Below are 24062 nucleotides of genomic sequence, written 5' to 3' on the forward strand. Positions count from 1 at the left end.
AGGGAAGTCGTGTGGTTGGTGCGACGCCGGACCGTGTGATGCACCCGGTAGCCTTGATAACTGTGCATCCTGATGTTTCCGCTGACCTAGCCGAGCTCGACACCACTTTGACCACTGTCGAGAAGGTCCTCGATGTCGAGGAGCTGCGTCGCCGCATCGACGAGCTCGAACACCAGGCGTCCGATCCCGAACTGTGGAACGACCAGGAGCACGCCCAGAAAGTCACCAGCCAGCTTTCGCACGCGCAGGCGGAGCTGCGCCGTGTGGAGGAACTGCGCTCGCGGCTCGAGGACATGACTGTCCTCTACGAGCTCGCCGAGGAGGAGGGGCCGGAGGCCATCGCCGACGCGCATGCTGAGCGGGAACAGTTGCGCACCGACGTCGAGGCGATGGAAGTCAAGACGATGCTCTCGGGTGACTACGACCAGCGTGACGCGCTTGTCAACATCCGTGCCGGCGCCGGTGGCGTCGATGCCGCGGACTGGGCCGAGATGCTCATGCGCATGTACATCCGCTGGGCCGAGAAGCGCGGCTACGGAGTCGAGGTCTACGACACCTCCTACGCCGAAGAGGCCGGCATCAAGAGCGCGACCTTCGCGGTCAAGGCGCCCTACAGCTACGGCACGCTGTCGGTCGAGATGGGCACACACCGCCTGGTGCGGATCAGCCCGTTCGACAACCAGGGTCGCCGTCAGACGTCGTTCGCGGAGGTCGAGGTACTCCCGGTGGTGGAGACCACCGACCACATCGACATCGACGAGAACGACGTCCGCGTCGACGTCTACCGCTCGTCCGGGCCGGGTGGCCAGTCGGTCAACACCACCGACTCGGCGGTGCGGCTGACGCACGTCCCGACCGGGATCGTCGTCACCTGTCAGAACGAGAAGTCGCAGCTGCAGAACAAGGTGTCGGCGATGCGGGTTCTGCAGGCCAAGCTGCTCGAGCGCAAGCGTCAGGAAGAACGCGCCGAAATTGACGCCCTCAAGGGCGACGGCGGCAGCTCGTGGGGCAACCAGATGCGCTCGTACGTGTTGCACCCGTACCAGATGGTCAAGGATCTGCGCACCGAGTACGAGGTGAACAACCCGGCCGTCGTGCTCGACGGCGAGATCGACGGATTCATCGAGGCCGGCATCCGCTGGCGGATGAGTGAAGCCCAAGCCTAGGCCGAATGCAGACGACGCTCGCCTTCAGCTTCGAACCCTACGAACGTCTCCAGTCCTGGCTGGAGTACACCGGACTGCCCATCGCACTGACCGTTCTCGGTGCACTGATTCTGGCTCGTTTCGTGAACTGGGCAGGCGGTCGGATCACCAAGCGGATCGACGACAACTACCAGTACGGTGACGCTCTGGTCCGGTCGGAGGCGACCAAGCATCGGCACTCGGTTGCCCAGGTCATCACCTGGGTGGTCATTGCGATCATCTACGTGATCGCCGGGATGAAGATCGTCAACCAATTGGGCTTGCCGATCGGCAGTCTCATCGCGCCGGCAACCGTCCTCGGCGCGGCACTCGGTTTCGGTGCGCAGCGGATGGTGCAGGACATTCTGGCCGGTTTTTTCATCATCACCGAGCGTCAGTACGGCTACGGCGACACCGTGCAGATCGCCGTCCTCGGATCGTCGCAGGACGCCGAGGGGGTGATCGAGGACGTCACCTTGCGGGTGACCCGGATGCGCAACGCCGACGGTGAGGTCATCACCGTCCCCAACGGCCAGATCGTCAAGGCGATCAACCTGTCCAAGGACTGGGCGCGGGCCGTCATCGACGTGCCGATCCCCGCCACCGCCGACATCAACCGCGTCAACGACGTCCTGCACCGCGTCGGCGTCGACGCCTACGCCGACGACGAACTGCGTCCGCTGCTGCTCGACACCCCGTCGGTGATGGGCGTCGAGAGCCTAGAGGTCGATCAGGTGAGCGTCCGAATGGTCGCGCGAACATTGCCGGGCAAGCAATTCCAGGTTCGCCGCGCGCTGCGCGTGCGGGTGGTGACGGCGCTGCACCGCGCTGGTATCACGGTGTCTGCCGAACTCGAGCCCGACGCTGTCGGCGGTGACGCAGGGTGAACCTGCAGGAGGCGATGTCGCGGGTGTGGCGGAGGATCCCGCGCAGGCTGTTCGGTGGCCGGATGCGCACCACCACGCTCGTGATGTGCGTGCTGTGGGTGAGTCTGGCGATGCTCAACACGTCCGTGAATCCGCCGCCTGATTCCACCGACACACCCAGGCCGTCCAGGGCGGTATCCGAGCAGGACCGCTCCGGCGGCCCGGCGTCTGTCGACCAACTGAGCACCTCGGTGTCCGGCTCGGAGCCGTCGAACTCGGAGCCGCCGCCGGAGACCAGTTCCTCGCCGGGGGAGACGACCTCTGGTGCGGAGGAGTCCGAGACGACGGCCCCGGACGGCGAAACGACGGAAGGGACGACGGACCAACAGCCGGCAACTACGACGGAGACAGCAACCACGACCGAGACGGAAAGGCAAACGGGCGAACCCAACGCGACGACGCCCGAGGCGGGTGCGACGACCGTTCCCAGCCCTGAGGGCTGACGCCACAGCCCGTGAGCTTCATCACAAGATCACTTTTCGATAACGGCTAGACTATGTTCTCGTGATCAGCGTCAAGGATGTCTCGAAGTTCTACAAGGCCTCCACCAGGCCGGCCCTGGACAGGGTGAGCATCGAGGTGGACAAGGGCGAGTTCGTCTTCCTGATCGGGCCGTCCGGGTCGGGCAAGAGCACGTTCATGCAGCTCCTGCTCAGGGAGGAGACTCCCACCTCCGGAGACATCCACGTCGCGGATTTCCACGTCAACAAGCTGTCGAGCCGGCGCGTCCCCAAGTTGCGCCAGAGCGTCGGCTACGTCTTCCAGGACTTTCGCCTGCTGCCGAACAAGACGGTGTCGGAGAATGTCGCGTTCGCGCTCGAGGTGATCGGCAAGTCCCGGTCGATCATCGAGCGCACCGTCCCCGAGGTGCTCGAACTGGTGGGCCTGTCCGGCAAGGCCGACCGCATGCCCCACGAGTTGTCGGGCGGTGAGCAGCAACGCGTCGCGATCGCCCGCGCGTTCGTGAACCGGCCGCTGGTCCTGCTCGCCGACGAGCCCACGGGCAACCTCGACCCGGACACGAGCACCGACATCATGTTGCTGCTCGAACGGATCAACCGCACCGGCACTACCGTGCTCATGGCCACGCACGACCACCACATAGTCGACTCGATGCGGCGCCGCGTCGTCGAACTCGAACTCGGCCGGGTGGTGCGCGACGAAGCGCGAGGCGTCTACGCCGTCGGCCGCTAGGCCGGCGACGGCACCTGTCCGCCGCCCCTCGAACAGACGACCCAAGGACTGCATACCCCGATGCGTGCCAGCTTCATCTTCAGCGAGGTCCTGACCGGCCTGCGCCGCAACATCACGATGACCGTCGCGATGATCCTCACGACCGCGATCTCGCTGGGCCTGTTCGGCGGCGGCCTGTTGGTCGTCCAGATGGCGGACAAGACCAAGGAGATCTTCCTGGACCGCGTCGAGGTGCAGCTGTTCCTCACCGAGGACATCTCCGCGTCCGATCCGAGCTGCGAGCAGGACATCTGCCGGAACATCCGCAACGACCTCGAGAACACCGACTCGGTGGTCTCGGTGCACTACCTCAACCGCGACGACGCCGTCGCCGACGCCACCGACCGGGTGTTCAAGGACAACCCCGAACTGGCGTCGCTCGTCGATCCGCAGAGCTTCCCCGCGTCGTTCAAGGTCAAACTCAGCGATCCCGAGCAGTTCAGCGCGATCGACGCCGATTTCGCGCAGCGTCCCGGCGTCGACAGCATCCTCAACCAGCGTGAGCTGGTCGATCGTCTGTTCAGCGTGCTCAACGGCGTCAGGAACGCGGCGTTCGCGATCGCGATCGTGCAGGCGATCGCCGCGATCTTCCTGATCGCCAACATGGTTCAGGTGGCTGCGCTCACCCGGCGCACCGAGGTGGGCATTATGCGGCTGGTCGGTGCCACCCGCTGGTACACCCAGTTGCCGTTCCTGCTCGAGGCTGTCGCCGCGGCGCTGATCGGTTCCGTGCTGGCGATCGGGGGGCTGTTCGCGGTGAAGAACCTGTTCATCGACAACGTCCTCGCCGAAATCTACGACGCGAACATCGTGGCGCGGATCTCCAACAGCGACGTGCTGCTGGTGTCGCCGTTCGTCGTGATCGTCGGTGCCGGTCTGGCCGCGATCACCGCCTACGCCGCGCTGCGGCTGTACGTGCGGAAGTGACGACGGCTCGACTGGATATTCCGTTTGCGGGCGCCTCTATGCTGGTAGTCGTACCAACGTTCGTGGTGTGAAACCGACAGTGGAGTGAGGGCCCGAAAGTGAAAGAGAAGGGCCGCAAGGTCATCGCGACCAACCGCAAGGCACGGCACAACTACACCATCATCGACACCTACGAGGCGGGTGTCGCGTTGGTCGGCACCGAGGTGAAGAGCCTGCGGGAGGGCAAAGCGTCGCTGGTGGACGCGTTCGCCACCGTCGACGACGGTGAGGTGTGGCTGCGTGGCCTTCACATCCCCGAGTACACGCAGGGCACGTGGACCAACCATTCGCCGCGCCGCACCCGCAAGCTGCTGCTCCACCGTCGCGAGATCGAGCACTTGGTCGGCAAGACCCGCGAGGGCAACCAGACGCTGGTGCCGCTGTCGATGTACTTCTCCGACGGCAAGGTCAAGGTCGAACTCGCTCTCGCGAAGGGCAAACAGGACTACGACAAGCGCCAGGACCTCGCCCGACGCACGGCGGAGCGTGAGGTGACCCGCGAACTCGGACGCCGGGTGAAGGGCATGCGCTGACCACTGTCTTCCTCGCTCTCGCGTCCGCGATCGGCTTTGGAGTCAGCGACTTCGTCGGCGGGGTCGCGTCTCGGCGCGTCACCGCGCTGCGGGTGGTGATCGTCTCCTACCCGCTCTCTGTTCTGTTGGTGCTCGCCTTCGCCCCGTTCGTCGGCGGTGAGATCAGCGGTGAGTCATTGCTGTGGGGTGCCGCGTCCGGTGTCGGGGCCGGTCTGGCGGTGTGGTGGTTCTACCTGGCGCTCGCGTCCGGACCGATGGCCGTCATCTCGCCGCTGACCGCCGTTCTGGTCGCCGGACTGCCGGTGACCGTTGGCATCATGCTCGGCGAGCGGCCCGGTGCCGTCGCCTATTTCGGGATCGTGGCTGCGCTAGCCGCGGTCGTGCTGGTGTCCCGGGAATCGACCGACGGAGGGGCCGGTCCGGTTATCGGCGGTCGGCAGATGCGGTTCAGTCGAACGGTCGCTTGGCTGACCTTCGGCTCGGGGGTTACCTTCGCGTTTTCCTTCATTGCACTGGGTCAGATCCCCGCGGGAACAGGACTGTGGCCGCTCGCCGCCGCCCGCGGGGCGGCGACCGCCGTGGTTTGGCTGGTGGCGTTGTGTACGTGGCAATTCCGGCCCCCGCGAGGCGAGATCCTCCGCCTATCCGTCTTTGTCGCGGTTCTCGACGTGACGGCCAATGCCGCGTTCATGTTCGCGCTGCAAGGGGGACTGCTGTCTTTGGTGAGCGTGATCGGCTCGCTCTATCCGGCCGCGACGGTACTGCTCGCGATGGTGATGCTCGGCGAGCGGGTGAGCCGCATCCAGGTTACGGGCATGCTGCTGGCGCTCGCGTCCGTCGCGATGATCGCCGTGGCCGCCACGTTCGTGGGGTAGCGGTCGGCGGTGGAATCAGCAGTTGTTAGGCGCAGGTAGTCCCGCGAACCGATCCTCCAGGTATTGGAGGGCTTCGGGTAGGCCCACGAGCGCAGTCGTCATGTGTTCGGCAATGGGGTAGCCGCGGAACATCAGCGACGCGCCAGCCTTGCAGTACCGGTCGGCCGTCGCGGCGACGGCACCGTACGGCGTCAACTGGTCGCCGACGCCCTGCCACATGAACACCGGCGCGGTCGGCACTCTCGAGTAGTTGACCAGGCTGTTCTCGCGCATCACGCCGCGCGCGGTCTCGTCCTGGAGCAGGCTCGTCGAGTTCGTGACCTCAGTGGCGCCGTACGCCTGACCCTTCGCAAAGATCATCGCGACGCACTCGTCCTTGAGTTCGTCACGCAGAGCGATCCCTACCTGGTTCAGTTGGTCACTGATCGGCAGGCGATCCGGGTACTCGCGCTCGAGTCCGAGAGCGGCGGCGAATCCGAGGCCGAATCCGGGATGTCGGTCCATCTGGCCGAGTCCCAGGGCCATCTCCTCGATGTCCGCCGGGACGCCACCCTGCGCGACGCCGACGAGTTCGACGTCCGGCGCGTACGTGGAATTCATCGCGGCCGCCCACGCGGTGGACAAGCCGCCACCGGAGTATCCGGCCAGCGCCACTGGACTCTCGGACAGGCGCAGCTCCGGCAGCTGCTTGACGGCGCGGACGCCGTCGAGCGTGATCATCCCGCCGAGCCTGGCGGCGCCGTACGCGCTGGTGGGACCCAAGTGGTCGGGGATCGCAACCGCCCACCCCCTCGCCAGTGCGGCCGGCAGCCCGATGACGTCTGAGATCTCACCGGTCATCAGTCCCGTGGATGGGGCGCAGCGCAGGCCGAGTGAATTCACGATCACCTGGTAGGAGAGGACCGGCATGTCCGAGGGCGCGTTCACGGGCTTGATAACCGTGGTGACTGCCGGGATCGGCTTGCCGGCCGAGTTGGTGGACCGGTACTTGATCTGCCACACCTCATGCCCCGGCAACAGCCACGTGTCCTGACGACGGCTCGCGAGGACGTCGCCGGGGGCCTTCGAGTCGATGTCGGCGGGCGCGGCGAAGAACGGGTCCGGAAGAGGGGTGGGGTACGCGGGGGCGGCGGAAATCGGTGGTGCCGAGACGGTTGCTGCGGCCAGTGCGGCGAGTACGAGTGCTATGAAAGCTGTCGATCGACGTGCCAACGACTCCATGAAATTGCCCCCCAAGCAGAGATTGAAATCCACTGGATGGTACGCCTGAGGCACGACCTTAACGGAATCGCGTGAACCGGAAGGTGAAATGCGTTGGACCGAGACATCCGGACTTGTATGGGGGCCTGGTTTCGACCCGCCGTCGAGAATCGGGATGATTCTCGTGTGCATGTGGGTTACAGTAAGTAGCTCCGCGAAAGTCGCGGGGACGTACGGGGCTGAACGGTTTCGACTGCGTACGTTGAGTTAGGGGAAGCGTGTCGGTGCAGGCAAGAGACCACCGTAAGCGTCGCTGCAAACAAACAAGCGCCGATTCCAATCAGCGCGACTACGCACTCGCTGCCTGATCAGCGACTGCGTGTCTGTCAGACCGGGTGAGCCCTCGCCCCGGATCCTGGCATCAGCTAGAGGGCTTCACCGTTCCACTCGGTCGCGGAGTGGGGCGGGACAACCAACAGCGACTGGGATCGTCATCACGGCCTGTTCGCGGGACCGGGAGATCCGAGTAGAGGCATAGCGAACTGCACACGGAGAAGCCCTGGCAAAGCGGCGGAGGACCCGGGTTCGATTCCCGGCAGCTCCACCAAAGGGCCTGGTCAGAGAGTGAGTCCACTCGTTGACCAGGCCCTTTTTGCTGTCCGTGTGCCCGGTTCGGCTCGGAGGACTATGTTGTGGCCCGTGCTGAACGGTATCGAGAAGGTCATCGTCCCGGTGTCTGCGCACCAACTGGACTCGTTCCGGAGTGTCGAGCGAAGAGCGAGGAAACAGTGGGCTCGGTTGCTCGCCGACCGCGGAGAGTCATGGCGTGACGCCGGTCTCCACCTCGTCGACAGCCGGCCGGACTCGGAGATGGTCGATCACCTCGTGTACCGGTTCGAAGGAACGACCGTCACGTGCGCATCAGTCAGTTGAGTGGCACCGGCTACTGAATGGCACCGGCAACCCCGGGGTAATCGGGACGGATGGCCGCCCACCCAGGCGGGGTGGACGGCCATCCGTGCGGTGGCGCTTGTCGGTCAGGACGACGGCCGGCCCAGTGGGTCGAGGCTCTCGAATGAGGGATGTGTGCCGATCGCGATCACCGTGAACACGCGATCACCGTGAACACATTGACCCATATGCCCCTAGTGAGGCGGAGCTGCCGAGTAACGAGGCCAACGGCTCTTCCTTGCCGATCGAGTCCTGGCCGATCGCGATCACCTCCACGGAGGATTTGTAGAGGATGTATGCCTGGGTGCCGTCGGGCGTGATCCTTATCTTGTTCGGCCAGAAGTCATAGTCGCTCCAGGGGGCCCACGCCTGTGATTCACAGCTCAATTCGATGCGCTCGATGACGGTGCCGGTGGTGGGGTCTTTCACCACTACCGAATCAGGGCCGGAGAAGTAGGCGCGGGTGCCGTCGGGGGTGATCTCACCGTTGTACGGGGGGAAGACCGGGACGGCGTCGGTGAGCGTGTTGGTGGTGGTGTCGATCACCACCACCGTCTTGTTGTCGTAGCTGGAGACGCGGACGAGGGCGCCGTCGGGGGTGATCCGCGCACGCGGATACTGCAGACTTCCGCCGACGTCGATGGTGGTGGTGACGGTGTTGGTGGTGGTGTCGATCACCGACACCGTGTCGTCGTACGAGTTGGGGACGTACACCTGGGTGCCGTCGGGGGTGATCGCCAGGCCGTACGGGACCCTCCCGACGTCGATGGTGTCGGTGACGGTGTTGGTGGCGGTGTCGATCACCGAAATCGAGCCGCCGTACTCGTTGGCGACGTACACCCGGGTGCTGTCGGGGGTGATCGCCAGGTGCCTCGGCTCGTTGCCGACGTCGATGGTGTCGGTGATGGTGTTGGTCGCGGTATCGATCACCGACACCGTGTCTTCTCCGGGGTCGGTCCCGGGGTGGGTGAGGTACACCTGGGTGCCGTCGGGGGTGATCTCGAAGTCGGCGATGCCGCCCGGGAAAGTGTGGGTGATGGCGTCGGCGTGCGCGGTCGGGGCGGTGGTGAGCATGAGCCCGGCCGCCAGGGCGGCGGTGACTCCCGCCGCGTACCGGCGCCGGATGCGGGGCCCCGAGCCGGGGGTGCCCCGGCGTCGACACGGGTCAACAATGTTGTGTGGCATCGTGATTGGACTCCTTCGATCCAAGACAGCGTGCCGGTCGGGACCGGCATCGCTGCGGTCTCGGGGGCGCTAGAGACATGAATGGAACCGAGTAGTCCCCCGGTGCGGTTCCATACCGGAGATACCGGTGCAATCGGGCAAAGCGTTACAGAGTGCGCCGCGCGAGCGAGCCGGTCGGGCGGGCGTCGAAGCTCGGGGAAGAAGCGGATGGCCGCCCACCCGGGCGGGTGGACGGCCATACGATGCGGTGGTGCCTGTCGGTCAGGACGGCGGCCAGCCCAGCGAGCCGAGGCTGCCGAGTGGCGACTGTGCGTCGTCGATCGCGATCACCGACACCGCCGACGGCAACCACCTCCAACCAAATTCGAAACCATTGACGGCGACGTACGCGCGGGTGCCGTCGGGGGTGATCGCCACCCCTTCCGCTCGTGGTGCCGACGAAGCGTCCCACTGGAAGCGGCCGACCTTGGTGGTGGTGATGACCCTGTTGGTGGTGGTGTCGATCACCGACACCTCGCTGCCGCTCGTGACGTATGCGCGGGTGCCGTCGGGGGTTATCGCCAGGCTCCTCAGGCTGGCGCCGACTGCGACGGCATCGACGACGGTGTTGGTTGTGGTGTCGATCACCGACACCTTGTCGCCGCTAGTGACGTATGCGCGGGTGCCGTCGGGGGTGATGGCCACCTGGCTGGCCAACCCGCCGACGTCGATGGTGGTGGTGACCGTGTTGGTGTTGGTGTCGACTACCGACACACTGTTGCCCCTCCAGTTGGTGACGTAGGCGCGGTTGCCGTCGGGGGTGATCGCCAGGTTGTACGACCAATCGTCAATCGGGACAGTGGTGGTGACCATGTTGGTAATGGTGTCGATCACAGACACGACCGAGGGATTGGTGTGGACCTGGGTGACGTAGGCACGGGTGCCGTCGGGCGTGATTGCCACGCCTTTGGGCTCGTAGCCGACGTTGATGGTATCGATGACAGCGTTGGTTGTGGTGTCGATCACCGACACCGAGTCGTTGTCGCTGACAGGGATGTAGGCGCGGGTGCCGTCGGGGGTGAACGCCACCTTGCCCGGGTAGTTTCCGACATCGATGGTGGTGGTGACCGTGTTCGTGGTGGTGTCGATCACCGAGACGGTGCCGTCGAGGTTGCCGGTGACGTAGGCGCGGTTGCCGTCGGGGGTGATCGTGACCTCGTCCGGGTAGTTTCCGACTTCGATGGTGTCGGTGATGGTGTCGGCGTGCGCGGTCGGGGCGGCGGTGAGCATGAGCCCGGCCGCGAGGGCGGCGGTGACTCCCGCCGCGTACCGCCGCCGGCTGCCGGGCCCCGAGCCGGGGGTACCCCGGCCGCCGGACGGGTCAACACTGATGTGGTGCATCGTGATTGGACTCCTTCGATCCAGGACAGGACGCCGGTGGGTGCCGGGCATCGCTGCGGTCTCGGGGACGCGGAAAGACGAGAATGGAAACCGAATAGTCCCCCCGATTCGGTTCCATACCGAACATACCGGCGGAATCGGGCAAAGCGTTACAGGGTGCGCCGTGTGAGCGAGCCGGTCGAGTGGCCGTCGAAGCCGGGGAAGAGACGGACGACGTAGGCGCGGGTGATCACCACCGCGTTCGGATTGTTGCTGACCCGGATTATGCCGGGGGCACCCCTCCGGCGGAACGGGTCAACAATATTGTGTGGCAGCGTGATCGGACTCCCTTGGCCAAGGAAGGGAGGCCGGTGGATGCCGGCATCTCCGCGGGTTCGGGACGCGCAAGGCGAGTCAGAAACCAACTAGTGTTCCCAACATGGGTGGGGCTGTACGGGACATACCGGATCAGTGGGGGCAAGGCGGACATCCGGCACGATTTCTCGCCACCGGGAATCACGGATGACGCGGCAGCAGCCTGCTAGTTTTCGAGGAAAGGCGAGTGGACGGGAGGGGAGGGGCTTCGTGAAGATCGTGGAGCGGGCGCCGGAGACGATCGTCGGAATCGAGGTTGTGGCTCCGTTCCCGGATCTATCCGTGGTGGTGCCGCAGGCGTGGGCCCGAGTGTTCGCACGGCGCAGTGACCTGCTGAGCGGCCCCGACGACGTCTTCGTAGAGTTCAGCACCGATCTGGGCGACGGTGACTACCGCGAGTTGCTCGGCGCCGTCGTCGCGGTGCCGCCATTGTCTCTGCCCGAGGGCTGGCGTCTCGGCAAGGCGCCCGCCGGCCGATATCTGCACCACCGGCACCTGGGGGACGAGGCGTCGATCACCGACAGTTTCGCCGCGATGTATCGCTGGGCGGAGGCGAACGACCAGCGACCCGGCCCGCACCGACTCGACTTCGGATACCTCCCCGACCACACCCGTCCCCACGATCTGTATCTCAGCCTTATCTAGCCGCATACTGTGTTTCGGCCTCAGCTCGCCGCATCGCGAGCACCCATCCACCCTCCGGTCGGCTCCGAATATCGCTCATGGGGCTACGAGAACAAGCTGGTTGTAGGGCCACCGACCCATCGCTGACCGTGCTGGTGCTGCCCGGCGGCAAGGTCACCGATCGACGCCGAACGAGGCCGTGGCAGGTGGCCGATCTGCGCATGTGGGCCTTCACGTGGACGCTCCGGCGCCTCGGTCGCGGCATCGACGTGCGCCAGGTTCGCTATCGCTTACGCGGATGGAACGGAGACGAGCGCAGCCCGGTTCACGACGTCCGAAGAATTCTCGACGAGCTGCAGCCCTCCGGCGTCCCCGTGGTGCTGATCGGGCACTCGATGGGCGGCCGGGTCGCTGCCGTCGTCGCCGATGATCCGCAGGTGGTGGCCCTGCTTGCGCTCGCGCCGTGGTGGTCCGACGGCGAGGGCGCCCGGATTCCTACAGCAACGCGAATGGTCGTCGTCCACGGCACCGCCGACCGGGTGACAGATCCGCTCGCCTCGCGCATGCAGACCGAGTTGGCCGCGGCCCGGGGCGTGCCCGCGCACTGGATCGGCGTCGCCGGAGCAGGTCACGCAATGCTGCGAAGCCCCTGGCGCTGGCGTCGGATCGCAGTTGATTTCGTGCGCGACCAATCACACCGGGCCTCGTCTCCGAATGTCTCGTGACAACCGGTTACAAGGCGGAGGGAACGGTACGAGGATGCTCGAGGAGCACAGACATCGCCGACGTCGTCGTGTTGCGGTGGTCGGCGCCGGTGTCTCCGGGTTGACGGCGTCGTGGATACTGTCGAAGAGTGCCGACGTGAGCCTGTACGAGGCCGCGGAACGTCTCGGTGGCCACGCCGACACCCACCGCGTCTCGACCCTGTCGGGTGATGTCATTCCGGTGGATACCGGATTCATCGTGCACAACGATCGCACCTATCCGACGCTGCTGCGGCTGTTCGCCGAACTCGGCGTGACGAGTCAGGACTCGGACATGAGCATGTCGATCCGGTGTGACGGCTGCGGTCTCGTGTATTCGGGTGGCCAAGGGCTGCGGGGTCTGCTGCCGACCCCGTCCACGCTGGGGCGCGCCAGGTACCTGCGAATGCTGCTCGAAGTCAGGCGTTTTCATCGGATGGCGTCTGCGATGCGGGCCGATGGCGGCGACGACGATCGCACGCTCGAGCAGTTCCTGACCGACGGTGGCTTCTCTGCGTACTTCACGGCCCACTTCATGACCCCGCTCGTCTCGGCGGTGTGGTCGTGCAACTCATCGACGGCACTGCAGTACCCGGCAGGCTCGCTGCTCGCCTTCCTCGACCACCACGGCATGCTCAGTGTCGGCGGCTCGCCGACCTGGAGGACCGTGCGCGGCGGCAGCGTCGAGTACGTGCGCCGGGTGGCCGCAAGGGTCGGCGAGGTGCGGCTGTCGGCGCCGGTGCGGGCCGTGCACCGGCACGCCGATCGCGTCGAGATCCGCGACGACGGCGACGACCTGCGGGAATTCGACGCCGTCGTGATTGCCACCCACCCACAGCAGGCGCTCAAGCTGCTGGCCGCCCCCACCGCACTGCATCATGAGGTGCTTGGTGCGATGCCGTACTCGGTGAACCATGCGCAACTGCACACGGACGAGAGCGTGCTGCCCTGGGTGCCGCGGGCACGGGCGTCGTGGAACTACCGGATGCCGTCCTGCACGAGCCGTCCTGAGCAGGTTCTCGTCAGCTACGACATGACGCGACTGCAGCGGCTGCCCGACACCGGCGAGCGGTACCTGGTGACACTGGGCGGCGACGACATCGTGGACCCGGACCACGTTCTCGACACGATGGTGTACGAGCATCCGCAGTACACGCCGTCCTCGCTCGCGGCCCAGCGACGGTTGCCGGAATTGAGCGATTACACGGTGGCGTTCGCGGGTGCCTACCACGGATGGGGATTCCACGAGGACGGTGCGCTGTCGGGTGTGCGTGCCGCCGAGAGCGTCGGAGGACGCTGGTCATGACCGCACCGGACCTTCCCGCGGCCCCGGCGATCTACCGGACGACGATCACCCATGTGCGAACCGCGCCGCTGCGCAACGTTTTCCGCTATCGCAGCTACAGCTGGTTCGTCGATATCGACGACCAGCCGCGGCTTCCGCGTCCGTTGGGCCCGCTCGCCCGGTTCGCGCCCGGTGACCATCTCGGTGAGCCATCACGGAGCCTGCGTGAGAACGTCGACGCGTTCCTGTCCGCCCACGGAGTCGATCTACGCGGTGGAAAGGTTCTGCTGCTCACCAACGCCCGCGTGTTCGGGTACGTCTTCAATCCGCTCAGCGTCTTCTGGTGCCACGACGCGGACGGACGTCTGGTGTGCGTGATCGCCGAGGTGCACAACACCTACGGTCAGCGGCACTGTTATCTGCTGCGGCCCGACGCCAGTGGGAACGCGCGGGTCGACAAGGAGTTCTACGTATCGCCGTTCAACGACGTGGACGGCGAGTACCGGATGGTGGTGCCGCCGCCTGGTTCGGGGTTGCGGGTGGCGATCACTCTCGAGCGGCCCGGGCAGCCGCCGTTCGTTGCGACCGTCGCGGGTGAGCGCAGGGACGCGACGACGTGGGAGGTGCTGGCTGCCGCCCTGGCGGTGCCCCTGGCGCCGCTGCGGGTGTCGGCACAGATTCGGTGGCAGGGAATCCGATTGTGGGCGAGGGGTTTGCCCGTCCGGCCGCGACCGGAGCACCGGCGACAGGAGGCGGTGTGATGACGACCGCGCGTGTGGCATTCATCGAGCTGAAGCCCAGTCGATGCGAGTGGGGTGACCTGCATGTCCCACCGTCGGGTCTGCGCGCCCGTGTCGGACGGCGGGTTGTCGATGCACTGTTCCGCAACGCCGTGTCGCGACTGCCGATCCGGGTCGTGTTCCCGGACGGCACGGAGCTGGGCGACTTCCCGGACGGCACGGAGCTGGGCGACCGTACCTCGCCGGACGCGCCCACGATGCTGGTGCACCGGCCGCGGGACTTCACCGCTCGGGTGGGGGAGAGCGGACTGATCGGCTTCGGAGAGTCCTACATGGCCGGGGACTGGTCCGCACCCGACCTCACCGCCGTGCTCGAGGTATTCGCCGCCCGCGCCGCAACGCTGATTCCCCAGCCACTGCAGCGGCTCCGGGGACTGGTGATCCCGAAGCCACCCCCCAGCGAGCAGGGCACGCCCCACAACACCCGGGCGAACATTCCGCGGCACTACGACCTGTCGAACGAACTGTTCGAACTGTTCCTCGACACCACCCTCACCTACTCGAGCGCCCTGTTCGACCGGGCCGACGTGGCCCCCGGTTGGCACGATCTGGCCGAAGCGCAACGCCGCAAGATCGACCGCTTGCTCGACCTGGCCGGCGTCCTCCCGGGTAGCCGGGTCCTCGAGATCGGTACCGGCTGGGGCGAACTCGCGATCCGGGCCGCCGCCCGCGGAGCGACGGTGCGATCGGTGACGCTGTCGACCGAACAGCAGCAGTTGGCACGCAAGAGGATCGCCGAGGCCGGCTTCGCCGATCGGGTGGACGTGGAACTGCTGGACTACCGCCAGGTCGACGGGGAGTACGACGCGGTGGTGTCGGTCGAGATGATCGAGGCTGTGGGACACCAATTCTGGGGCACCTACTTCCGCACACTCGACCGGCTGCTCGCGCCCGGTGGTCGCGTCGCGATCCAGGCGATCACCATGCCGCACGACCGGATGCTTGCTACCCGTAGCACCTACACCTGGGTGAACAAGTACATCTTCCCGGGCGGCTTCCTGCCGTCCGTGCGGGCGATCGAGGAGATCACCGAACGCGAAACAAGCCTGCGGGTGCGGGAGCGGCTGTCGATGGGCGACCACTACGCGCGGACGCTTCGGTTGTGGGACGACCGCTTCGCGGCCCACACCGACGACGTCGCCGGGCTCGGATTCGACGACGTCTTCCGTCGAATGTGGCACTTCTACCTGTGCTACTCGGAAGCAGGTTTCCGCTCCGGCTACCTCGATGTCCAGCAGATCGTTCTCGACCGGCGGGAGGAATGATGAACGTTGTCGACAGTGTTGCCAGTCAGGTTCTGGCCCAGGACGCTGGCTCCGGATTCGACTGGGGCGGTTTCACGTTCGTCACCGTTACCAGCTTGATCGCGATCGCGCTCCTCATTGTGGTTACGGCCGTGTTCGGGTTCCGGCTCGGTCGGCACAACGTGGTCGACGTCTCGTGGGGCATCGGCTTCGTGGTGATCGCGTTGGTATCGGCAGTATTCGGAGACGGCGACCTGTGGCGCCGCTGGCTGCTGGCTGCGCTCATCGCGGTGTGGGGTCTGCGGTTGGCGTGGCACATGGCCAGACGCGGCCGCGGGCGCGGTGAGGATCCCCGGTACGAGAAAATGCTCGACGACGCCGGCGGGAACCGCACGCGTGCCGCGATCCGCAAGATCTACTTCACGCAGGGCATCGCGCTGTGGTTCGTGTCGCTGCCCGTGCAGGTCTCGGCCGTCACGCAAGGCCCTCTCGGAGTGCTTACCGTCGTCGGCATCCTGCTGTGGGTTACCGGGTTCACGTTCGAGTCCGTCGGCGACGCCCAAATGTCCGCGTTCAAAGCGGACCCGGCCAACCGCGGCACGATCATGAACCGCGGGCTGTGGGGGTGGACCCGGCACCCGAACTACTTCGGCGACGCGTGCATTTGGTGGGGGATCTTCCTGATCTCCGCTCAGACGTGGCCCGGAGTGCTCACCGTCCTCTCGCCGGTCGCGATGACGTACTTCCTCGTCTATGCGACCGGGGCGAGGCGGCTAGAGCGGCACATGGCGGAGCGCCCCGGCTACCCCGACTACCAGGAGAGCACCAGCTACTTCCTGCCGCGACCGCCACGCCGCTGAGCTGGGGCATGGCCGCCCGGGTCGGTCCGCGTCTCACCGGCGTTCCACAATGGTCTCCACGCCTGCGGGAGCGGTCCCGGTGAGGCAAGGAGGGTGCGATGGTGGAGGTACGGGCGCTCGCCGTGGTGGTCGCGGGCGGTGCGCTCGGTGCGAGTGTGCGGTACCTGCTGTCCGAGCAGTTCCCCAACATCTGGACCGTCGCGGTGATCAACATCGTGGGCTCACTGCTGCTCGGTGTCCTCGTCGCGACGCTCGGCCCGGATCGGTTGTCCCGGCTGTTCCTCGGGGTCGGCGTCCTGGGCGGGTTCACCACCTACTCGACGTTCGCCGTCGACGCCATGCAGAATCCGGCATCGGCGGTGCTGTACGTGACCGCCACGCTGTTGCCGGCCCTTGTTGCGGCACGCATCGGCATGGCCGTCGGCGAATACCTACACGGCAGACGTCGGAGGGAACCGGCGTGACTGTGTTGTGGGTCGCCCTCGGCGGCGGCATGGGAGCAGGCGTCCGGTACCTCGCCGGACGGCACCTGCACTCGTACGGGAGCTTCCCCGTCCCCACATTCGTGGTCAACGTCGTCGGCAGTCTGATCCTCGGCCTACTCGCGGGTGCGACGTTGCCGGTTGCGGTGTTCGCGTTGCTCGGCACCGGGTTCTGCGGTGGGCTCACTACCTATTCGACCTTCGCGGCAGAAGCCGTTGGTTTGGTCCGCGTACGCCGAGCAGTGACGTCTGCGCTGTATGTCACGGCCAGTCTCGTCGTCGGTATCGGCTGTGCATGGGCGGGGTATGTGATCACGTCGTGAGCCGGGCGTAGCGTCGGCACCAGCACGATGAAGCGGAAGCGTCTCGAGGAGTCGGAGGATCTGATGGTTCACGAACGAGCGGGGCAGGTGGCGCAGCCGGAGGACCTCGAGGACCTGGCGCACCTGGTGTCCACGTACTACACGCACACACCCGATCCGGCCGACCCGCTGCAGCAGGTGGTGTTCGGCACCTCCGGGCATCGCGGATCGAGCCTCGACACCGCGTTCAACGAGGCCCACATCCTCGCGACCACGCAGGCCATCGTCGAATACCGTGCAGCACAAGGCATCACCGGACCACTCTTCCTGGCCCGTGACACCCATGCGCTGTCCGAGCCGGCGTGGGCCACGGCGCTCGAGGTACTCGTTGCCAACGATGTTGCGGTCGTTATCGATTCGCGTGACGGATACACGCCGACGCCCGCAGTGAGCCACGCGATCTTGCGGCACAACGCTTCCGGCCCCGCGGCCCGCGCCGACGGCGTCGTGGTCACTCCGTCCCACAACCCGCCGCGCGACGGCGGCTTCAAGTACAACCCGCCCCACGGTGGACCGGCGGAGAGCGAGGCCACCACCAAGATCGCGGACCGCGCCAATGAGTTTTTGCGGTCCGGTCTTTCGTCCGTGGCGCGGGTGCCGCTCATGCGTGCACTCGAGGCGGCCGGACGCTATGACTTCCTCGGCGCCTACGTCGACGATCTGCCGAACGTGCTCGACCTCGACGCGATCCGCGCATCCGGGCTGCGGATCGGCGCCGACTCGCTCGGTGGCGCGTCCGTGGCCTACTGGGCGGCGATCGCCGAGCGGCACCGGCTCGACCTCACCGTCGTCAACCCGGCCGTCGACGCCACGTGGCGATTCATGACCCTCGACGGTGACGGCCGAATCCGGATGGACTGCTCGTCACCGCACGCGATGGCGTCGCTCATCGCCGCCCGCGACCGATTCGACCTCGCGACCGGCAACGACGCCGACGCCGACCGGCACGGCATCGTCACACCGGACGGTGGGCTGATGAACCCCAACCATTACCTCGCCGTCGCGATCGACTACCTCTACACCCACCGGACGGGATGGGCGCCGACGACGAAGATCGGCAAGACGCTCGTCAGTTCGTCGATGATCGACCGCGTCGGCGAAGCCCTGGGCCGGTCCGTCGTGGAGGTGCCGGTCGGCTTCAAGTGGTTCGTGCCTGGTTTGCTCGACGGCTCCCTCGGGTTCGGGGGAGAGGAGAGCGCCGGGGCGTCGTTCCTGCGCCGCGTCGGGTCGGTGTGGACCACCGACAAGGACGGCATCCTGCTCGCGCTGCTCGCCGCCGAGATCACCGCGGTCACCGGCCAGACCCCTTCGCAGCGGTACCGGGAGCTCGCCAGTCGGCACGGCGACCCCGCCTACGCCCGGATCGACGCGCCCGCGACCCGTCCGCAGAAGGCGATTCTGGCGAAGCTGTCGCCCGAGCAGGTGACTGCCACCGAACTGGCAGGCGAGCCGATCACCGCAACGCTCACGTCGGCACCGGGCAACGGCGCCCCGATCGGCGGGCTCAAGGTCACCACCGAGAACGCATGGTTCGCCGCACGGCCTTCCGGCACCGAGGACGTCTACAAGATCTACGCCGAGTCCTTCCTCGGTCCTGAGCATCTCGCGCAGGTGCAGACGGCCGCGCGGGATCTGGTGTCGCGGGTCTTGGGACTCGGCTGAGTGGGTGTCTTACCGCGCCGATACATTTGTCGGCAATGAGAAGATCGGCTGCCAACTCGACAGACCCTGCCACCTCGACGGACGCCGACGCGAAGCTGCCCAGGGAAATCTGGGTGCTGGTCGCGTCGGCGTTCATCGTCGCCATCGGGTTCGGTATCGTCGCGCCCGCGTTGCCGCAGTTCGCGCGTAGTTTCGACGTCGGAGTCACCGCCGCCAGCGCGGTGATCAGCGCCTTTGCTTTGATGCGCCTGCTGTTCGCGCCAATGAGCGGTGCACTGGTGCAGAAGCTCGGTGAGCGGCCCACGTACCTGACCGGTCTGCTCATCACCGCGGGCTCGACGGGCGCGTGCGCGGTCGCAACCGAGTACTGGCAGTTGCTGCTGTTCCGGGCAGTCGGTGGTATCGGCTCGACCATGTTCACGGTCTCCGCGCTGGGCCTGTTGATCCGGATGTCGCCGCCGGGCGGCCGCGGTCGGGTGTCCGGGGTGTACGCGTCCGCGTTCCTCGTCGGCACCGTCACCGGACCGCTGTTCGGCGGCGCGCTCGCCGGCTTCGGGTTGCGGGTCCCGTTCGTCATCTACGCGGTCGCGCTGCTGGCGGCCGCGGCGGTGGTGTACTTCGCGCTCCGCAAATCGCATCTCGCCGAGCCGGTGGGCGAGAGCGAACTGGGCGATTTGACGCTGCGCGAGAGCATGCGGTCGTCGATGTACCGGGCGTCGCTCGGTTCGAACCTGGTGACTGGCTGGGTGGTCTTCGGGGTCCGGGTTTCGTTGGTGCCGCTGTTCGTTGTGGAGGTCCTGGGCGGCGATGCGACGATGGCGGCGATCGCGCTGACCGTCTTCGCGCTGGGCAATGCTGCGGTGCTGACACGAGCGGGCCAACTGTCAGATCGGTTCGGTCGCAAGCCATTCGTACTGACGGGCCTCGTGATCTGCGGGACCGCCACGATCACGATGGGGCTGACCGACAGCGTCGCCGTGTTCTACATCTCGACGGTAATTGCCGGCGTCGGCTCGGGGATCATGGTTCCGGCGCAACAAGCCGCGGTGGCCGACGTCGTCGGAGCCCAGCGGCGCGGAGGCCCGTCCGTGGCCGCCTTCCAGATGATGAGCGATGTCGGTATGTTCGCCGGCCCCCTCCTCGCTGGGGTGGTCGCCGAGAGATGGTCATTTGGTGCAGCGTGGGTGACCACGGGTGTGATCGTGCTGCTGCCGATGGTGTTGTGGTTCTTTGCCCCCAGTGGCCGTGTCGTGAACGACGCGGACCGCGACTCGGACGACTCAGCCGGCCACCCCGATACCGATGAGCACGCCCACCAGATAGGTGGCACCGACCGCGATCATGCCGAACAGAAGCTGCCGCCCGGCGCTGCGGATCCGGGACTGGGCGGTGAAGTGCGCCGCGAGGGTGCCCGCGAGCAGTAGGCCGGCGCCTCCGACCGCGAGACCTGCGACCAGCGACTCGAAGCCGAGTAGGTAGGGGATCAGCGGTAGGACTGCGCCGATCGAGAACATCAGGAACGACGAACCAGCCGCGACCACCGGCGAGGGCTTCTCGTTCGGGTTCACGCCGAGTTCGTGAGTGATGTGGATGTCGACGGCGCGCTCGGTGTCGGCGTGGACCTCGGCTGCGGCAGCCGTCGCCGTTGGCTCGCTCATGCCCATCGCCGTGAAGGTCTCGACTAGTTCGGACTCCTCGGCCTCGGGATGTTTGTGCAGCGAGAGATGCTCGACCCGCACCTCGGCGTCGATCTGTTCGTTCGACGTCCTCACGGACGTGTACTCACCGAGCGCCATGGAGAAAGCACCCGCGACCAGGCCCGCGACGCCGCTGAGAACCACGGTGTGCGCCTCGACCCCTGCGCCGCCGACCCCGGCGATCAGCGAGGTGTTGGTGACCAGGCCGTCCATCGCACCGAACACGGCGGCGCGAAGCCACCCCCCGGACACGTCCGAGTGTGTGTGATCGAACTCGTGCGGCCTGGCTCCCGCGCGGGGTGATGCAGCGTTCACGAAGCCGAACCTACGTCGAAGAACGTGGATGCTCCAGGGGGAACAGGCATGCCTGTTCGGTAGCGTGGTCGACGTGCCGACCAGCAAGTGGATAACGACGGTGAGTTTCCTCGCGCGCTTCGGCCTGGCCGCGGTGTGGCTGATCTCCGGGTGGATCAAGTTCATCGACCCCGCACAAACCGTCGTCGCGGTCCGCGCCTACCAATTGCTACCCGAGGACCTCGTACGACCAGTCGCGTACACGCTGCCGATGCTCGAGATCGCGCTCGGCTTGTTCCTGGTGATCGGCCTCGGCGTGCGGGTAACCGCGGTCGTTTCGGGCCTGGCACTGATGGTCCTCATCGGCGTGATCATTTCCGTGTGGGCGCGCGGGTTGTCCATCGACTGCGGCTGTTTCGGGGGTGGGGGAGCCGCCGACGTGAACGGGTGGGACTACTCAAAGGAAATCGCGCGCGATATCGGCTTCCTGGCCCTCGCGGTGTGGCTCGCGGTCTTCCCCCGCAGTCCGTTCTCCCTCGGGCCTCGGTCCCGCCCGACCTCCTCAGTACCTGTTCAGCCAGCGATGGCAGAGTAGACACTGGTTGGAGCCTGCACGCGGGCCACGTGGGCGCGTGTTCCGGACAGTTCCGAACGGATCGCACGCCATGACGTAAGGATGCGAAGTGAGTTCGAAGAAGCCGAAGTCGGTCAAATACAATCCGCAGCCCACGTCGAGCAAGACGACGTACATCCTCGGCGGGCTTGCGATCGTGGTGATCGCCGCTCTGGTGATCGGGGGCGTCTTGGCGACGTCCAGTAGGAACGAGCCGCGGAACCAGGGTTACGGCGCGGTCCAGAACTCAGCCGTCCAGGTGACGTTGGAGAATGACGGTGTCGCCCGACTTGGTCTCCCCGATGTGGCGAACACCATCGACGTATTCGAGGACCCCATGTGCCCGGCCTGCGCTCAATTCGAGGAGACCTACGGCCAGGAGGTCGCGCAAGCGATCGACGAGGGCAAGTTGGTGGTTCGATACCACATGCTCAACTTTCTGAACGATCGCTCGGCCAGCGGAGACTACTCGACCCGCGCGGGTGCGGCGTTCCAGTGCGTCGCCGAAGGTGGCGTAGGCACTGCCTACTCCAACTTCCATGGTGAGCTGTTCTCGCCTGACAACCAGCCAGCCGAGAGGGGCGGGTCGGACTTGTCGAACGAGGACCTCGCGAACCTAGCGAGGGACGCCGGGGCCACCGACACCGTCGTCGACTGCATCACCAACGGTGAGAGGACGCAGCAGGCCGGCATGGACGCCGAGGCCGGCAGCACCGCCCTCGCCGCGGCCGCTGGGAGGGTCGGTACCCCCACCATCCTGCACAACGGTCAGGTGATCGACGCCTTCGGTGACCCGGAATGGTTATCGCAGGTGACACAGTAGAAGCGTCCGGTGGCCGACCCGACCGGGTCGGCCACCGGCAGCCCGATCGCCTCTGACCAGCAGATTTGTTGGCCATGTCGGCGATGGTGTAGCTTTCTTTCAGCGCAAGGGAGTCACTCCTGGCACGCGGAGAACAACTCGATATGGGGCTATGGCGCAGCTGGTAGCGCACCACACTGGCAGTGTGGGGGTCAGGGGTTCGAGTCCCCTTAGCTCCACCCCAAGTAACGGCAGGCCAAAGGTCCTGCCGTTATTCTTTTTCGCCCAACTTGCAACAGGTAGATGCTCGGCAGTGCCGAGGTCGAGACCAAGGGCCCTGACACGAGAACGCCCCACCTTGAGGCGGCAACACGGTGAATGGTCGACGCACTGTAACGACCTGTCGTGACCGATCGTGGTCGCGGCAGCGCGTCGTGTGGCTCGAGGGGCAGAATCGTTCGACATGAAGGTGGAGATTCTGTATTTCGACGGGTGCCCGAACTGGCGGGAGGCAGCCGACCGTGTCCGGGCAGCGGCGACTGCGATCGGGCGTCCGGATATCGAGATCGGGTATCAGCGGATCTCGTCGGACGCGGAGGCGGCAGCGTCACCATTCGCAGGCTCACCCACGATCCTCGTCGACGGTGTCGACGCGTTCGACGATGCGGAGTCGGTGGCCGAGCTCGCGTGCCGCATCTACGCGACCGAGGCCGGGTTAGCCGGCCTACCGAGCATCGAACAGCTGACCGACGTGCTGCGGGCGAGAGGCTAGGCGGCGCTGTCGACAAGCTCGTCGAGGCGCTCGGCCGGGGTGCCACAATCGAGAGTCTTGCGGGGCCTGGTGTTGAGCTCGTGGGCGACGCGCTCGAGCTCGACGGGGCCGTGGATCGACTGGTCCGTGCCTTTCGGGAAGTACTGGCGCAGTAGCCCGTTGGTGTTCTCGTTCGACCCTCGCTGCCACGGGGAGGCGGGATCGCAGAAGTAGACCGGCATGTCGGTGGCCGTCGCGAAAGCCCGATGCTCGCCCATCTCGCCGCCCTGATCCCAGGTCAGTGACCTGCGCAGGTGCGCCGGCAACCTTCCGATCGTCGCGGTGAGACCGTCGCGCATCGCGACGGCTCCATGGCCGTTCGGAAGGTGGACGAGCATCACGTAGCGAGTCGGCCGCTCGACGAGCGTCCCGATCGCGGACTTCGAACTTCTTCCGAAGTTCAAATTCGCTTGCGCACGCTCCGTCCGGCTTCCGATCGCGAGCATCGCGGTATCCGTGGCTGTTCGTACGCCCGCCACGCTTGTGTTCTGGAAAGGGGTCAGTTCCAGGGGCTCGAGGATCTCGATCACGACCCTGCGGCGCCACGGCGGGAGTGAGCGTTCCGGCCGCGTTCCTGAAATTCCCACTGGAACAAGGGGAGTAACAAGGGGAGTTCCGGTATCCGTTGCGACTCGGACGGCACCCGTCCGTTGATCCATCGTCGCCGTCGAACTCGAGATGTCGCCGGAAGCATCCACGCCGAGGGGGAAGCGTTTGGGCGGTGAACCCGGGACGGGGGGTGACCCGAGAGTTCGCAAACTCGGGCTACGGTACCGAGCGGTGGCGCGGAGATATCTCACGCGCCACTGCTCGGCCGCTCACCCGGGCAGGGGGGGAACTCCGGGTGAGCCCGCTGCTGCCCTAAGGGGGGACGGGCAACTTCCTGAACTCTAATGCAACTCGCGGCTCATGGCACGTCCTGTTGGTCGTTTGATTGCATCTCGTGGCCTCCCCTGGTCCTGACGGTGACCATCGTCAGGCCTTCAAATGTTCGCT

23 protein-coding genes, 1 tRNA gene, 1 other RNA gene and 2 pseudogenes are annotated in these 24062 nt (G+C 66.3%); 22 read left to right on the plus strand and 5 right to left on the minus strand.

Annotation, left to right across the window (positions count from 1 at the left end):
- Positions 1 to 62 precede the first annotated feature (62 nt).
- The 7 genes from prfB (at position 63) to EF834_RS06280 (ending at position 5717) form a co-directional block, all read left to right on the plus strand.
- Positions 63 to 1166, plus strand: a complete 1104-nt coding sequence (gene prfB, locus EF834_RS06250) for a peptide chain release factor 2 (RefSeq protein ID WP_127946349.1) — start codon at positions 63 to 65, stop codon at positions 1164 to 1166.
- A 5-nt stretch (positions 1167 to 1171) separates the two neighbouring features.
- On the plus strand, positions 1172 to 2071 hold the full coding sequence (locus tag EF834_RS06255; protein WP_127946350.1) for a mechanosensitive ion channel family protein: 900 nt from the start codon (positions 1172 to 1174) through the stop codon (positions 2069 to 2071).
- The gene (locus EF834_RS06260; RefSeq protein WP_127946351.1) at positions 2068 to 2553 is read left to right on the plus strand and encodes a hypothetical protein; all 486 of its coding nucleotides are present in this window, start codon (positions 2068 to 2070) and stop codon (positions 2551 to 2553) included. Before EF834_RS06255 ends, EF834_RS06260 begins: the two co-directional genes overlap by 4 nt.
- 61 nt (positions 2554 to 2614) lie before the next feature.
- Positions 2615 to 3304, plus strand: a complete 690-nt coding sequence (ftsE, locus tag EF834_RS06265) for a cell division ATP-binding protein FtsE (RefSeq protein WP_127946352.1) — start codon at positions 2615 to 2617, stop codon at positions 3302 to 3304.
- 60 nt (positions 3305 to 3364) lie between these two features.
- On the plus strand, positions 3365 to 4270 hold the full coding sequence (gene ftsX / locus EF834_RS06270) for a permease-like cell division protein FtsX (protein ID WP_127946353.1): 906 nt from the start codon (positions 3365 to 3367) through the stop codon (positions 4268 to 4270).
- Positions 4271 to 4368: 98 nt separating this feature from the next.
- The gene (smpB, locus tag EF834_RS06275) at positions 4369 to 4842 is read left to right on the plus strand and encodes an SsrA-binding protein SmpB (RefSeq protein ID WP_127946354.1); all 474 of its coding nucleotides are present in this window, start codon (positions 4369 to 4371) and stop codon (positions 4840 to 4842) included.
- Positions 4839 to 5717, plus strand: a complete 879-nt coding sequence (locus EF834_RS06280) for a DMT family transporter (RefSeq protein WP_127946355.1) — start codon at positions 4839 to 4841, stop codon at positions 5715 to 5717. Before smpB ends, EF834_RS06280 begins: the two co-directional genes overlap by 4 nt.
- A gap of 15 nt (positions 5718 to 5732) precedes the next feature.
- Here the strand turns inward: EF834_RS06280 and EF834_RS06285 are convergent, their stop codons facing one another.
- Positions 5733 to 6938, minus strand: a complete 1206-nt coding sequence (locus EF834_RS06285) for a lipase family protein (RefSeq protein ID WP_127946356.1) — start codon at positions 6936 to 6938, stop codon at positions 5733 to 5735.
- A gap of 214 nt (positions 6939 to 7152) precedes the next feature.
- On the opposite strand from EF834_RS06285, the gene ssrA reads away from it, so the two are divergent.
- Positions 7153 to 7524: a transfer-messenger RNA gene (gene ssrA / locus EF834_RS06290) on the plus strand.
- Positions 7525 to 8033: 509 nt separating this feature from the next.
- On the opposite strand, the gene EF834_RS06295 is transcribed toward ssrA, so the two are convergent.
- Positions 8034 to 9053 (minus strand): YncE family protein, encoded by a 1020-nt coding sequence (locus tag EF834_RS06295; RefSeq protein ID WP_127946357.1) that lies wholly within the window; start codon positions 9051 to 9053, stop codon positions 8034 to 8036.
- A 261-nt stretch (positions 9054 to 9314) separates the two neighbouring features.
- Positions 9315 to 10433: a beta-propeller fold lactonase family protein gene (locus tag EF834_RS06300; protein ID WP_127946358.1), complete on the minus strand. Its 1119-nt coding sequence runs from the start codon at positions 10431 to 10433 to the stop codon at positions 9315 to 9317.
- A 564-nt stretch (positions 10434 to 10997) separates the two neighbouring features.
- Here EF834_RS06300 and EF834_RS06305 point away from each other — a divergent pair.
- The 10 genes and pseudogenes from EF834_RS06305 to EF834_RS06350 all read left to right on the plus strand — a co-directional run.
- Positions 10998 to 11432 (plus strand): GyrI-like domain-containing protein, encoded by a 435-nt coding sequence (locus tag EF834_RS06305; RefSeq protein ID WP_164874079.1) that lies wholly within the window; start codon positions 10998 to 11000, stop codon positions 11430 to 11432.
- Positions 11433 to 11509: 77 nt separating this feature from the next.
- Entirely contained in the window at positions 11510 to 12136 is a 627-nt protein-coding gene (locus EF834_RS06310) for an alpha/beta hydrolase (RefSeq protein ID WP_127946360.1), read from the plus strand.
- Positions 12137 to 12170: 34 nt separating this feature from the next.
- Positions 12171 to 13460, plus strand: coding sequence for an NAD(P)/FAD-dependent oxidoreductase (locus tag EF834_RS06315; RefSeq protein ID WP_127946361.1), 1290 nt, complete (start codon positions 12171 to 12173; stop codon positions 13458 to 13460).
- Positions 13457 to 14200, plus strand: a complete 744-nt coding sequence (locus EF834_RS06320; protein ID WP_127946362.1) for a DUF1365 domain-containing protein — start codon at positions 13457 to 13459, stop codon at positions 14198 to 14200. The genes EF834_RS06315 and EF834_RS06320 overlap by 4 nt, the downstream gene beginning before the upstream one ends.
- Positions 14200 to 15504, plus strand: a complete 1305-nt coding sequence (locus EF834_RS06325) for an SAM-dependent methyltransferase (RefSeq protein ID WP_127946363.1) — start codon at positions 14200 to 14202, stop codon at positions 15502 to 15504. The genes EF834_RS06320 and EF834_RS06325 overlap by 1 nt, the downstream gene beginning before the upstream one ends.
- Positions 15504 to 16343: a DUF1295 domain-containing protein gene (locus EF834_RS06330; protein WP_127946364.1), complete on the plus strand. Its 840-nt coding sequence runs from the start codon at positions 15504 to 15506 to the stop codon at positions 16341 to 16343. Before EF834_RS06325 ends, EF834_RS06330 begins: the two co-directional genes overlap by 1 nt.
- Before the next feature lie 98 nt (positions 16344 to 16441).
- A complete protein-coding gene (locus EF834_RS06335; protein ID WP_127946365.1) occupies positions 16442 to 16807 on the plus strand; it encodes a fluoride efflux transporter FluC in 366 nt (121 codons plus the stop codon).
- Positions 16804 to 17148 carry a fluoride efflux transporter CrcB gene (gene crcB, locus EF834_RS06340; protein ID WP_127946366.1) on the plus strand — a complete coding sequence of 115 codons (345 nt, stop codon included), beginning with the start codon at positions 16804 to 16806 and terminating at the stop codon, positions 17146 to 17148. Before EF834_RS06335 ends, crcB begins: the two co-directional genes overlap by 4 nt.
- Before the next feature lie 63 nt (positions 17149 to 17211).
- Positions 17212 to 18849, plus strand: a complete 1638-nt coding sequence (gene pgm, locus EF834_RS06345; protein WP_127946721.1) for a phosphoglucomutase (alpha-D-glucose-1,6-bisphosphate-dependent) — start codon at positions 17212 to 17214, stop codon at positions 18847 to 18849.
- 35 nt (positions 18850 to 18884) lie between these two features.
- Positions 18885 to 20090 (plus strand): annotated as a pseudogene (locus EF834_RS06350) (MFS transporter); the annotation flags it as partial.
- Between the two features lie 39 nt (positions 20091 to 20129).
- Here the strand turns inward: EF834_RS06350 and EF834_RS18465 are convergent.
- On the minus strand, positions 20130 to 20861 hold the full coding sequence (locus EF834_RS18465; RefSeq protein ID WP_164874080.1) for a VIT1/CCC1 transporter family protein: 732 nt from the start codon (positions 20859 to 20861) through the stop codon (positions 20130 to 20132).
- A 73-nt stretch (positions 20862 to 20934) separates the two neighbouring features.
- On the opposite strand from EF834_RS18465, the gene EF834_RS06360 reads away from it, so the two are divergent.
- From EF834_RS06360 to EF834_RS06375, 4 genes are all read left to right on the plus strand, one after another.
- On the plus strand, positions 20935 to 21435 hold the full coding sequence (locus EF834_RS06360; RefSeq protein ID WP_235871023.1) for a DoxX family protein: 501 nt from the start codon (positions 20935 to 20937) through the stop codon (positions 21433 to 21435).
- A gap of 88 nt (positions 21436 to 21523) precedes the next feature.
- A complete protein-coding gene (locus tag EF834_RS06365) occupies positions 21524 to 22276 on the plus strand; it encodes a DsbA family protein (RefSeq protein WP_127946370.1) in 753 nt (250 codons plus the stop codon).
- Positions 22277 to 22421: 145 nt separating this feature from the next.
- A tRNA-Ala gene (locus EF834_RS06370) sits at positions 22422 to 22494 on the plus strand.
- Between the two features lie 224 nt (positions 22495 to 22718).
- Positions 22719 to 23027 carry an alkylmercury lyase gene (locus EF834_RS06375; RefSeq protein ID WP_127946371.1) on the plus strand — a complete coding sequence of 103 codons (309 nt, stop codon included), beginning with the start codon at positions 22719 to 22721 and terminating at the stop codon, positions 23025 to 23027.
- On the opposite strand, the pseudogene EF834_RS06380 reads toward EF834_RS06375, so the two are convergent.
- A pseudogene (locus tag EF834_RS06380) lies at positions 23024 to 23455 on the minus strand (IS30 family transposase); the annotation flags it as partial. The gene EF834_RS06375 and the pseudogene EF834_RS06380 overlap by 4 nt on opposite strands.
- Between the last annotated feature and the right edge of the window lie 607 nt (positions 23456 to 24062).

Origin of the sequence: Rhodococcus spongiicola (assembly GCF_004011835.1) — a bacterium.
Lineage (GTDB): Bacteria > Actinomycetota > Actinomycetes > Mycobacteriales > Mycobacteriaceae > Prescottella > Prescottella spongiicola.